This window comes from Pseudomonas ogarae (genome assembly GCF_014268695.2).
Lineage (GTDB): Bacteria > Pseudomonadota > Gammaproteobacteria > Pseudomonadales > Pseudomonadaceae > Aquipseudomonas > Aquipseudomonas kilonensis.
Map to the genome: position 1 here is coordinate 379,598 of NZ_CP077086.1, position 12,193 is coordinate 391,790.

At 54.6% G+C, this 12,193-nt stretch carries 5 protein-coding genes, 2 tRNA genes and 5 rRNA genes; 10 read left to right on the forward strand and 2 right to left on the reverse strand.

The window, feature by feature from the left end; all coding sequences use genetic code 11:
- Nucleotides 1-10: 10 nt before the first annotated feature.
- Nucleotides 11-1,132, reverse strand: coding sequence for a Re/Si-specific NAD(P)(+) transhydrogenase subunit alpha (locus HU749_RS01665; protein ID WP_079301422.1), 1,122 nt, complete (start codon nucleotides 1,130-1,132; stop codon nucleotides 11-13).
- A gap of 434 nt (nucleotides 1,133-1,566) precedes the next feature.
- Nucleotides 1,567-2,463, reverse strand: coding sequence for a LysR family transcriptional regulator (locus tag HU749_RS01670; RefSeq protein WP_095963625.1), 897 nt, complete (start codon nucleotides 2,461-2,463; stop codon nucleotides 1,567-1,569).
- 156 nt (nucleotides 2,464-2,619) lie between these two features.
- Between HU749_RS01670 and HU749_RS01675 the strand changes: the two genes are divergently transcribed.
- From HU749_RS01675 to HU749_RS01720, 10 genes are all read left to right on the forward strand, one after another.
- Nucleotides 2,620-3,801: an acyl-CoA dehydrogenase gene (locus tag HU749_RS01675; RefSeq protein ID WP_014335919.1), complete on the forward strand. Its 1,182-nt coding sequence runs from the start codon at nucleotides 2,620-2,622 to the stop codon at nucleotides 3,799-3,801.
- Between the two features lie 13 nt (nucleotides 3,802-3,814).
- Nucleotides 3,815-5,035 carry a CaiB/BaiF CoA transferase family protein gene (locus HU749_RS01680; protein ID WP_079301423.1) on the forward strand — a complete coding sequence of 407 codons (1,221 nt, stop codon included), beginning with the start codon at nucleotides 3,815-3,817 and terminating at the stop codon, nucleotides 5,033-5,035.
- Between the two features lie 629 nt (nucleotides 5,036-5,664).
- Nucleotides 5,665-7,201, forward strand: a 16S ribosomal RNA gene (locus HU749_RS01685).
- Between the two features lie 123 nt (nucleotides 7,202-7,324).
- Nucleotides 7,325-7,401: transfer RNA gene (locus tag HU749_RS01690), tRNA-Ile, on the forward strand.
- 10 nt (nucleotides 7,402-7,411) lie between these two features.
- Nucleotides 7,412-7,487 (forward strand) — tRNA-Ala (locus tag HU749_RS01695).
- A gap of 242 nt (nucleotides 7,488-7,729) precedes the next feature.
- Nucleotides 7,730-10,621 (forward strand): 23S ribosomal RNA (locus HU749_RS01700).
- 168 nt (nucleotides 10,622-10,789) lie between these two features.
- Nucleotides 10,790-10,905: ribosomal RNA gene (rrf, locus tag HU749_RS01705) — 5S ribosomal RNA — on the forward strand.
- A gap of 107 nt (nucleotides 10,906-11,012) precedes the next feature.
- Nucleotides 11,013-11,128, forward strand: a 5S ribosomal RNA gene (rrf, locus tag HU749_RS01710).
- 107 nt (nucleotides 11,129-11,235) lie between these two features.
- Nucleotides 11,236-11,351, forward strand: a 5S ribosomal RNA gene (rrf, locus tag HU749_RS01715).
- Together the 16S, 23S and 5S rRNA genes with 2 tRNA genes alongside form the textbook arrangement of a ribosomal RNA operon.
- A gap of 174 nt (nucleotides 11,352-11,525) precedes the next feature.
- Nucleotides 11,526-12,161, forward strand: a complete 636-nt coding sequence (locus HU749_RS01720) for a hypothetical protein (protein WP_014335921.1) — start codon at nucleotides 11,526-11,528, stop codon at nucleotides 12,159-12,161.
- Nucleotides 12,162-12,193: the final 32 nt, after the last annotated feature.

A 12,193-nucleotide genomic window follows, 5' to 3' on the forward strand; every position in this document is an offset into this window, starting at 1 on the left:
GAGTCCCTGCTTAGGCGTTTTTGCGGATGACTTGGCCGTCGCGGCACATCAGGCACGCGGCGACGATGTCGTCTTCCAGGTTCACGTCGAACTGACCTTCCTTGGTGAAGACCAGCTTCAGGAAGTCCAGCAGGTTGCGGGCGTACAGCGCCGAAGCGTCTGCCGCGACTTCACCGGCCAGGTTGGTCGGACCGCAAATGGTCACGCCATTCTCGACAACCACCTGATCGGCCACGGTCAGCGGGCAGTTACCGCCCTGGGCTGCCGCGAGGTCGATGACCACCGAGCCCGGTTTCATCTGCGCGACGGTTTCGGCACTCAGCAGCGTCGGTGCCTTGCGGCCCGGAATCAGTGCGGTGGTGATGACGATGTCCGCCTGCTTCGCGCGCTCGTGCACGGCTTGGGCCTGGCGCTGCATCCAGCTAGCCGGCATTGGCCGGGCGTAACCACCGACGCCGACGGCGCATTCACGCTCTTCGTCGGTTTCGTAAGGCACGTCGACGAACTTGGCGCCGAGGGATTCGATTTGCTCCTTCACCGCCGGGCGCACATCCGAAGCCTCGATTACCGCACCCAGGCGTTTCGCCGTGGCAATCGCCTGCAACCCCGCCACGCCCGCGCCGAGAATCAGCACACGCGCCGCTTTCACAGTGCCAGCGGCGGTCATCAGCATCGGCATGAAGCGCGGATAGTGATGGGCGGCCAGCAGCACGGCTTTATAGCCGGCAATGTTCGCTTGAGACGACAGCACATCCAGGCTTTGGGCGCGGGAGGTACGTGGCGCGGCCTCAAGGGCAAAAGCGGTAATGCCGCGTTCGGCCAGCTTGGCGATGGTTTCGTTGTTGAACGGATTGAGCATGCCCACCAGAACGGTGCCGCTCTTGATCAGCGCCAGTTCGCTGTCGCTGGGGGCAACCACCTTGAGGATCAGCTCGGCCCCGAATGCATCACTGGCACTGCCAATGGTTGCGCCCGCCGCCTCATAGGCACTGTCGATAACGCTGGCCTTGATGCCGGCGCCGCTTTGAACAGTGACTTTATGGCCTTGGCCGATCAGCTTCTTGATGGTTTCCGGGGTAGCAGCAACCCGTGTTTCACCCGTTTGGGTTTCGAGGGGAACACCAATGTGCACGTCAAATCTCCTGCGTGATCTTATTGAGTAAACCCAGGCACTTCGGATGGTGCGGCTGGGGCGGCCGATCAGCACGATCCCGCCAAACCAGGCGGGGCGCGGCATTTTGCAGGCGAAAATTCAGCCCTTCAAGGGATTATGACGGGTGACGGAAAATTAACTACAAGTCACCCTGTGACCGAATGTCGCAATTATCGATCGGCATCCCGTGTAGGCCGTGCTTTCCAAGGGTTAAGGTTCAAATTGACAATTTTTCCCATCGGCCAGATGAATAGGCCCTGATGCGCTGCGCAATATGGCTCAAAGCCATGTATTTGAACGCTTTGGAGACTACTGCACGGGCTTCATAACAGATTGACTGAATGCGACATAAACTTATATCTGTAGCGTCTTCTGTTAGTTGACTACCTAAGTCTGTTTAAAGTTTTTCTTTATTAATCAAGGCTATAGTTGCTTGCTTGCTTCACGAGCCAATCGCGAAAAGCTCGAAGAGAGGCGGATTCGACCTTTCGCTCTGGAATCATCAGGTAGTAGGCCTTGATGCTCGATAGCGCGCTACGGTTGGCCACGACCAGTCGTTTCTCTGCCAGCTCGCGCTGAATCAAGAAGGGCGGAATCAGCGCAATGCCCATGTCGTGCATGGCCGCTTGGGCAAGCATGGAGAATAGTTCATAACGCGGGCCTGTCAGGTCTCGTGCAATGTTCAGGTTCTGGGCGTTGAACCACTGGCGCCACGCATAGGGGCGAGTGGTCTGCTGGAGCAAGGGCAATTCGGCGATGGCCTCTGGTGTCAGGCTCGTCCGGTCTCCCAGTAAGGTAGGGCTGCATACCGGCATCGGATTTTCCCCCATCAGTTTGTGGGATTCGGTACCGGACCAGTCCGCATCACCAAAATAGATGGCGGCATCAAACTCTGTGTCCGCGAAGAGAAAGGGCCGTGTGCGGTTGGTCAGGTTGACGGTGACTTCCGGATGCTGCTGCTGGAAATCCTTGAGGCGTGGTAGCAGCCATTGAGTGCCGAAGGTTGGAACCACGGCCAGTTCGATCACGTTCGCACCGGTGTGTCCCATCACTGAAAGAGCGTCGCGCTCGACGGCATCCAGTTGGGTGGCAACTCGACGGCTGTAGGAAAGGCCGGCTTCGGTCAGTTTGACGCCTCGACGTGAGCGTCGGAAAAGCTCCACGCTGAGGAAGTCTTCCAGGCTGGCGATCTGTCGGCAGATCGCGCCTTGCGTAAGAGAAAGCTCGTGCGCCGCCTTGGTGAAGCTCTCATGACGTGCGGCAGCCTCGAAACTGATCAGGGCGGTGGTGCTGGGGATTTTACGGCGCATGTACGCAAGCCTCACTCAATATCGACATAAACGGGGTTTATGGCGTTTACGGAGTGAGAAATTAGCACAAGATAGTGCGCAATCCTCGTTTGCCCTTGTAGGAAAGCGCGCCTAGGATCAATCCACGATTTTCATTTAATTGGCGAGGACTCTTTCATGGCCGGTAAAGCGAGCTTCAACTGGATCGATCCATTGTTGCTGGATCAGCAGCTCACCGAAGAAGAACGCATGATCCGCGACACTGCCGAGCAGTTCGCCCAGCAGAAGCTCGCGCCGCGGGTGCTGGAAGCGTTCCGCCATGAGAAGACCGACCCGGCGATTTTCCGCGAGATGGGTGAAGTTGGCCTGTTGGGGGCAACCATTCCTGAGCAGTACGGCGGCAGTGGGCTGAACTACGTCAGCTATGGCCTGATCGCTCGCGAAGTCGAGCGCGTCGATTCCGGTTATCGCTCAATGATGAGCGTGCAGTCCTCGCTGGTCATGGTACCGATCAATGAATTCGGTACCGAGGCGCAAAAACAGAAGTATCTGCCAAAGCTGGCGTCTGGTGAATGGATCGGTTGCTTTGGTCTGACCGAGCCGAACCATGGTTCCGACCCGGGCGCGATGATTACTCGTGCGCGCAAAGTGGAAGGCGGTTACAGCCTGACGGGTAGCAAAATGTGGATCACCAACAGTCCGATCGCCGACGTCTTTGTCGTCTGGGGTAAGGATGACGCTGGCGATATCCGCGGCTTCGTGCTCGAGAAGGGCTGGAAGGGCCTGAGTGCGCCGGCTATTCATGGCAAGGTCGGCCTGCGCGCCTCCATCACTGGCGAAATCGTGATGGACAATGTATTCGTTCCGGAAGAGAACATTTTTCCCGATGTCCGCGGCCTGAAGGGCCCGTTTACCTGCCTGAACTCGGCGCGTTATGGCATCTCCTGGGGCGCCTTGGGTGCAGCTGAGTTCTGCTGGCACACCGCTCGCCAGTACACGCTGGACCGACAGCAGTTTGGGCGTCCGCTGGCTGCCAATCAGTTGATCCAGAAGAAGCTGGCCGACATGCAGACCGAAATCACGCTGGCCTTGCAGGGATGCCTGCGTCTGGGGCGTATGAAAGATGAAGGCACGGCGGCGGTCGAGATCACCTCGATCATGAAGCGCAATTCCTGCGGTAAATCTCTGGATATCGCTCGCATGGCGAGGGACATGCTGGGCGGCAACGGTATTTCCGATGAGTTCGGCATCGCCCGTCATCTCGTGAACCTGGAAGTCGTAAACACCTACGAAGGTACTCACGACGTTCATGCGCTGATCCTGGGGCGTGCTCAAACCGGTATCCAGGCGTTCTATTAATAGGAGAACGTTCATGGGCGCGCTTTCGCATCTGCGGGTACTGGATTTATCGAGGGTCCTGGCCGGGCCGTGGGCCGGACAGATCCTGGCGGACCTGGGGGCTGATGTCATCAAGGTCGAGCGTCCCGGCAATGGTGACGACACGCGCGCCTGGGGGCCGCCGTTCCTGAAGGATGCCCGAGGCGAGAACACGACCGAGGCGGCTTATTATCTGTCGGCCAATCGCAATAAGCAGTCGGTGACCATCGATTTCACGCGTCCAGAGGGGCAGCGGCTGGTGCGAGAGCTGGCGGCCAAGTCCGATATCCTGATCGAAAACTTCAAGGTTGGCGGGCTGGCGGCTTATGGTCTGGACTACGAGTCGCTAAAGGCGATCAATCCGCAATTGATCTATTGCTCGATCACTGGGTTTGGCCAAACCGGCCCTTATGCCAAGCGTGCCGGGTATGACTTCATGATTCAGGGGCTGGGGGGCTTGATGAGCCTGACTGGCCGCCCTGAGGGCGATGACGGGGCGGGACCGGTGAAGGTGGGGGTCGCGCTGACGGATATCCTCACGGGGCTGTATTCGACGGCTGCTATTTTGGCGGCGCTGGCTCATCGGGATCATGCCGGTGGCGGGCAGCACATCGATATGGCCTTGCTGGATGTTCAAGTGGCTTGCCTGGCCAACCAGGCGATGAATTACCTGACCACAGGTAATGCGCCGAAGCGGTTGGGCAATGCCCATCCGAACATCGTGCCCTATCAGGATTTTCCTACCGCCGATGGCGATTTCATCCTTACGGTGGGTAATGACGGCCAGTTCCGAAAGTTCGCTGAGGTTGCCGGTCAGCCGCAGTGGGCTGACGACCCGCGTTTTGCCACAAACAAGCTGCGGGTGGCGAATCGGGCGGTGTTGATTCCGTTGATTCGCCAGGCGACGGTGTTCAAGACCACCGCCGAGTGGGTGGCTCAATTGGAGCGGGCGGGTGTGCCGTGTGGGCCAATCAACGACCTTGCCCAGGTGTTTGCCGACCCTCAGGTGCAGGCGCGTGGATTGGCGATGGAATTGCCTCACGTACTGGCCGGTAGCGTACCGCAGGTGGCCAGTCCGATTCGACTGTCCGAGACACCGGTGGAATATCGCAATGCGCCCCCTTTATTAGGGGAGCATACGCTGGAGGTGCTGCAGCGAGTGCTGGGCTTGGATGAAGCCGCGGTGAAGGCGTTCAGAGAGGCGGGGGTTCTTTGAGTGTTCTCTTCTATATAGAGGAGCGTTTTAAAGGACGATCTCCAGTGCTGCCCAACTTATTGATAGAAAAGCGAAATTAAGGGTTGACGGCAGATTCTGGAAGTCTATAATTCGCCCCACTTCCGGCGCAGTCGAAACGGAAAACTCCTTGAGATTCAATGAGTTAAGTAAGTTTCGAAGGTGTTGGGCTTCAGGTCATCGAAGCCCGAAAGGAGCAGGTAGAGCGGTGTTGTTTGGCTCTATCGGCGGTTCGATCTTCTCGGTCGAAAGCGGTGAAAAAGAGGTGTTGACAGCAGCGAGTAACGCTGTAGAATTCGCCTCCCGCTAACGAGAGATCGGAAGCGCAAGTGGTTGAAGTTGTTGATGTTTCCGAAGCGAAACTTTGAAAATTTCTGAAAATAACCGCTTGACAGATACACGGGGCGCTGTAGAATGCGCGCCTCGGTTGAGACGAAAGACTCAGCCAACCGCTCTTTAACAACTGAATCAAGCAATTCGTGTGGGTGCTTGTGGAGTCAGACTGCTAGTCAACAGATTATCAGCATCACAAGTTACTCCGCGAGAAATCAAAGATGTAACCAACGATTGCTGAGCCAAGTTTAGGGTTTTCTCAAAACCCAAAGATGTTTGAACTGAAGAGTTTGATCATGGCTCAGATTGAACGCTGGCGGCAGGCCTAACACATGCAAGTCGAGCGGTAGAGAGGTGCTTGCACCTCTTGAGAGCGGCGGACGGGTGAGTAATGCCTAGGAATCTGCCTGGTAGTGGGGGATAACGCTCGGAAACGGACGCTAATACCGCATACGTCCTACGGGAGAAAGCAGGGGACCTTCGGGCCTTGCGCTATCAGATGAGCCTAGGTCGGATTAGCTAGTTGGTGGGGTAATGGCTCACCAAGGCGACGATCCGTAACTGGTCTGAGAGGATGATCAGTCACACTGGAACTGAGACACGGTCCAGACTCCTACGGGAGGCAGCAGTGGGGAATATTGGACAATGGGCGAAAGCCTGATCCAGCCATGCCGCGTGTGTGAAGAAGGTCTTCGGATTGTAAAGCACTTTAAGTTGGGAGGAAGGGCATTAACCTAATACGTTAGTGTTTTGACGTTACCGACAGAATAAGCACCGGCTAACTCTGTGCCAGCAGCCGCGGTAATACAGAGGGTGCAAGCGTTAATCGGAATTACTGGGCGTAAAGCGCGCGTAGGTGGTTTGTTAAGTTGGATGTGAAAGCCCCGGGCTCAACCTGGGAACTGCATTCAAAACTGACAAGCTAGAGTATGGTAGAGGGTGGTGGAATTTCCTGTGTAGCGGTGAAATGCGTAGATATAGGAAGGAACACCAGTGGCGAAGGCGACCACCTGGACTGATACTGACACTGAGGTGCGAAAGCGTGGGGAGCAAACAGGATTAGATACCCTGGTAGTCCACGCCGTAAACGATGTCAACTAGCCGTTGGGAGCCTTGAGCTCTTAGTGGCGCAGCTAACGCATTAAGTTGACCGCCTGGGGAGTACGGCCGCAAGGTTAAAACTCAAATGAATTGACGGGGGCCCGCACAAGCGGTGGAGCATGTGGTTTAATTCGAAGCAACGCGAAGAACCTTACCAGGCCTTGACATCCAATGAACTTTCCAGAGATGGATTGGTGCCTTCGGGAACATTGAGACAGGTGCTGCATGGCTGTCGTCAGCTCGTGTCGTGAGATGTTGGGTTAAGTCCCGTAACGAGCGCAACCCTTGTCCTTAGTTACCAGCACGTCATGGTGGGCACTCTAAGGAGACTGCCGGTGACAAACCGGAGGAAGGTGGGGATGACGTCAAGTCATCATGGCCCTTACGGCCTGGGCTACACACGTGCTACAATGGTCGGTACAGAGGGTTGCCAAGCCGCGAGGTGGAGCTAATCCCACAAAACCGATCGTAGTCCGGATCGCAGTCTGCAACTCGACTGCGTGAAGTCGGAATCGCTAGTAATCGCGAATCAGAATGTCGCGGTGAATACGTTCCCGGGCCTTGTACACACCGCCCGTCACACCATGGGAGTGGGTTGCACCAGAAGTAGCTAGTCTAACCTTCGGGGGGACGGTTACCACGGTGTGATTCATGACTGGGGTGAAGTCGTAACAAGGTAGCCGTAGGGGAACCTGCGGCTGGATCACCTCCTTAATCGACGACCGCAGCTGCTCCATGAGCTCCCACACGAATTGCTTGATTCATTGAAGAAGACGATAGAAGCAGCTTTAAGCTCCAAGCTGATAGCTCATGGCTAACAGTTACAAGCTCGAAATTGGGTCTGTAGCTCAGTTGGTTAGAGCGCACCCCTGATAAGGGTGAGGTCGGCAGTTCGAATCTGCCCAGACCCACCAATTTTGTAATGGGGCCATAGCTCAGCTGGGAGAGCGCCTGCCTTGCACGCAGGAGGTCAGCGGTTCGATCCCGCTTGGCTCCACCATAAACTGCTTCTGAAAGCTTAGAAATGAGCATTCCATCAAGGTGATGGTGAATGTTGATTTCTAGTCTTTTGATTAGATCGTTCTTTAAAAATTTGGGTATGTGATAGAAAGATAGACTGGACGTTACTTTCACTGGTAACGGATCAGGCTAAGGTAAAATTTGTGAGTTCTCTTAGTTGAGAAATTCGAATTTTCGGCGAATGTCGTCTTCACAGTATAACCAGATTGCTTGGGGTTATATGGTCAAGTGAAGAAGCGCATACGGTGGATGCCTTGGCAGTCAGAGGCGATGAAAGACGTGGTAGCCTGCGAAAAGCTTCGGGGAGTCGGCAAACAGACTTTGATCCGGAGATGTCTGAATGGGGGAACCCAGCCATCATAAGATGGTTATCTTGTACTGAATACATAGGTGCAAGAGGCGAACCAGGGGAACTGAAACATCTAAGTACCCTGAGGAAAAGAAATCAACCGAGATTCCCTTAGTAGTGGCGAGCGAACGGGGACTAGCCCTTAAGCTTCTTTGATTTTAGCGGAACGCTCTGGAAAGTGCGGCCATAGTGGGTGATAGCCCTGTACGCGAAAGGATCTTAGAAGTGAAATCGAGTAGGACGGAGCACGAGAAACTTTGTCTGAATATGGGGGGACCATCCTCCAAGGCTAAATACTACTGACTGACCGATAGTGAACTAGTACCGTGAGGGAAAGGCGAAAAGAACCCCGGAGAGGGGAGTGAAATAGATCCTGAAACCGTATGCGTACAAGCAGTGGGAGCCCACTTTGTTGGGTGACTGCGTACCTTTTGTATAATGGGTCAGCGACTTATTTTCAGTGGCGAGCTTAACCGAATAGGGGAGGCGTAGCGAAAGCGAGTCTTAATAGGGCGTCTAGTCGCTGGGAATAGACCCGAAACCGGGCGATCTATCCATGGGCAGGTTGAAGGTTGGGTAACACTAACTGGAGGACCGAACCGACTACCGTTGAAAAGTTAGCGGATGACCTGTGGATCGGAGTGAAAGGCTAATCAAGCTCGGAGATAGCTGGTTCTCCTCGAAAGCTATTTAGGTAGCGCCTCATGTATCACTGTAGGGGGTAGAGCACTGTTTCGGCTAGGGGGTCATCCCGACTTACCAAACCGATGCAAACTCCGAATACCTACAAGTGCCGAGCATGGGAGACACACGGCGGGTGCTAACGTCCGTCGTGAAAAGGGAAACAACCCAGACCGTCAGCTAAGGTCCCAAAGTTATGGTTAAGTGGGAAACGATGTGGGAAGGCTTAGACAGCTAGGAGGTTGGCTTAGAAGCAGCCACCCTTTAAAGAAAGCGTAATAGCTCACTAGTCGAGTCGGCCTGCGCGGAAGATGTAACGGGGCTCAAACCATACACCGAAGCTACGGGTATCACGCAAGTGATGCGGTAGAGGAGCGTTCTGTAAGCCTGTGAAGGTGAGTTGAGAAGCTTGCTGGAGGTATCAGAAGTGCGAATGCTGACATGAGTAACGACAATGGGTGTGAAAAACACCCACGCCGAAAGACCAAGGTTTCCTGCGCAACGTTAATCGACGCAGGGTTAGTCGGTCCCTAAGGCGAGGCTGAAAAGCGTAGTCGATGGAAAACAGGTTAATATTCCTGTACTTCTGGTTATTGCGATGGAGGGACGGAGAAGGCTAGGCCAGCTTGGCGTTGGTTGTCCAAGTTTAAGGTGGTAGGCTGGAATCTTAGGTAAATCCGGGATTCTAAGGCCGAGAGCTGATGACGAGTTACCCTTTGGGTGACGAAGTGGTTGATGCCATGCTTCCAAGAAAAGCTTCTAAGCTTCAGGTAACCAGGAACCGTACCCCAAACCGACACAGGTGGTTGGGTAGAGAATACCAAGGCGCTTGAGAGAACTCGGGTGAAGGAACTAGGCAAAATGGCACCGTAACTTCGGGAGAAGGTGCGCCGGTGAGGGTGAAGCACTTGCTGCGTAAGCCCACGCCGGTCGAAGATACCAGGCCGCTGCGACTGTTTATTAAAAACACAGCACTCTGCAAACACGAAAGTGGACGTATAGGGTGTGACGCCTGCCCGGTGCCGGAAGGTTAATTGATGGGGTTAGCTAACGCGAAGCTCTTGATCGAAGCCCCGGTAAACGGCGGCCGTAACTATAACGGTCCTAAGGTAGCGAAATTCCTTGTCGGGTAAGTTCCGACCTGCACGAATGGCGTAACGATGGCGGCGCTGTCTCCACCCGAGACTCAGTGAAATTGAAATCGCTGTGAAGATGCAGTGTATCCGCGGCTAGACGGAAAGACCCCGTGAACCTTTACTATAGCTTTGCACTGGACTTTGAATTTGCTTGTGTAGGATAGGTGGGAGGCTTTGAAGCGTGGACGCCAGTTCGCGTGGAGCCATCCTTGAAATACCACCCTGGCAACTTTGAGGTTCTAACTCAGGTCCGTTATCCGGATCGAGGACAGTGTATGGTGGGTAGTTTGACTGGGGCGGTCTCCTCCTAAAGAGTAACGGAGGAGTACGAAGGTGCGCTCAGACCGGTCGGAAATCGGTCGTAGAGTATAAAGGCAAAAGCGCGCTTGACTGCGAGACAGACACGTCGAGCAGGTACGAAAGTAGGTCTTAGTGATCCGGTGGTTCTGTATGGAAGGGCCATCGCTCAACGGATAAAAGGTACTCCGGGGATAACAGGCTGATACCGCCCAAGAGTTCATATCGACGGCGGTGTTTGGCACCTCGATGTCGGCTCATCACATCCTGGGGCTGAAGCCGGTCCCAAGGGTATGGCTGTTCGCCATTTAAAGTGGTACGCGAGCTGGGTTTAGAACGTCGTGAGACAGTTCGGTCCCTATCTGCCGTGGACGTTTGAGATTTGAGAGGGGCTGCTCCTAGTACGAGAGGACCGGAGTGGACGAACCTCTGGTGTTCCGGTTGTCACGCCAGTGGCATTGCCGGGTAGCTATGTTCGGGAAAGATAACCGCTGAAAGCATCTAAGCGGGAAACTTGCCTCAAGATGAGATCTCACTGGGACCTTGAGTCCCCTGAAGGGCCGTCGAAGACTACGACGTTGATAGGCAGGGTGTGTAAGCGCTGTGAGGCGTTGAGCTAACCTGTACTAATTGCCCGTGAGGCTTGACCATATAACACCCAAGCAATTTGTGAACTCCAAGCCCAAAAGCGAAAGAGACCAGATTGCGGTGTGTGAAGACGAAACGAACCGAAAGTTCGAATCTCACAAAACACCGAAGCTATCACATACCCAATTTGCTGAAGCGAGGCCGACTGGCCACGACTCAGTACCCGAATTTCTTGACGACCATAGAGCATTGGAACCACCTGATCCCATCCCGAACTCAGCAGTGAAACGATGCATCGCCGATGGTAGTGTGGGGTTTCCCCATGTGAGAGTAGGTCATCGTCAAGATTAAATTCCAAAACCCCTATCTGCTGATGCAGGTAGGGGTTTTGTTTTTAGTAGAAGTCATCGATTTTACCGACACGTTGCTGTTGAACGGGTCGGTCACAGAATTTCTTGACGACCATAGAGCATTGGAACCACCTGATCCCATCCCGAACTCAGCAGTGAAACGATGCATCGCCGATGGTAGTGTGGGGTTTCCCCATGTGAGAGTAGGTCATCGTCAAGATTAAATTCCAAAACCCCTATCTGCTGATGCAGGTAGGGGTTTTGTTTTTAGTAGAAGTCATCGATTTTACCGACACGTTGCTGTTGAACGGGTCGGTCACAGAATTTCTTGACGACCATAGAGCATTGGAACCACCTGATCCCATCCCGAACTCAGCAGTGAAACGATGCATCGCCGATGGTAGTGTGGGGTTTCCCCATGTGAGAGTAGGTCATCGTCAAGATTGAATTCCCAGAACCCCTGTCTGCATCAGCAGCCAGGGGTTTTGTCGTTTTGGGCCGGTAATCGGATCAAGCCCTTCATGCCCCGGCAAACCCCCAATGCCGTTGCTATGCTGTGAGAGTCGGGCCTTGGCGACCAAGGGCCCGCGACGTCACTGGTCATGGGGATTCCAATAATGAAAAACCCTTATGCTCCCGGCTTTTGGTGCGCCACCGCGGCATTGCTGCTGCTTTCGGCCACTTATTTCTATGGCGTCATGCTCACTCACCAGATCGACAAAGCGCTGTTGTTCCTCGATAGCGCGGCGGCGTTGATCGGCGTGATATCCATTGCAATCGTGGCCTGGGCATCGCTTCAGGGCCAGCGCATCAAGAAAAAACACCTCGAGCAAGGCAAGACCCTGGTGCTGATTTGGGATACCAAGGTAGCGTTGCGTCGCGTCGAAACGGTGTTCGACCGTTATTTCTGGGGCAGTTACTGGCAGCCTGGCCGCACATTCCAGGAAGTTATGGGGGAGCTCACCGGTACCCCGCTGGAAAAAAGCCTGGAAGCCCTGAAAACCCAATGCGCTGCCTTGGACAAGCAAATCACCCAGGACGGCTGGCATTGGCTCAACAACGCCCGAGAGCTGTGCGACGTGGCTAACGCCATGGCCCGTGAGCGCTATCAACTGGATTTCTGCGATTCACACTCAGACTCCTCGGGTGCGGCGGTGATCAATCGCGATTTCGAAGTGCTGGTGTACACCTGGACGGCCCGCCTCAAGACTTTCGACCATCAGCTCGACGAGATCGAAGTCCAATATTCGTAGACCACCTCGCAAGAAAACGTTTTTACCCCTTT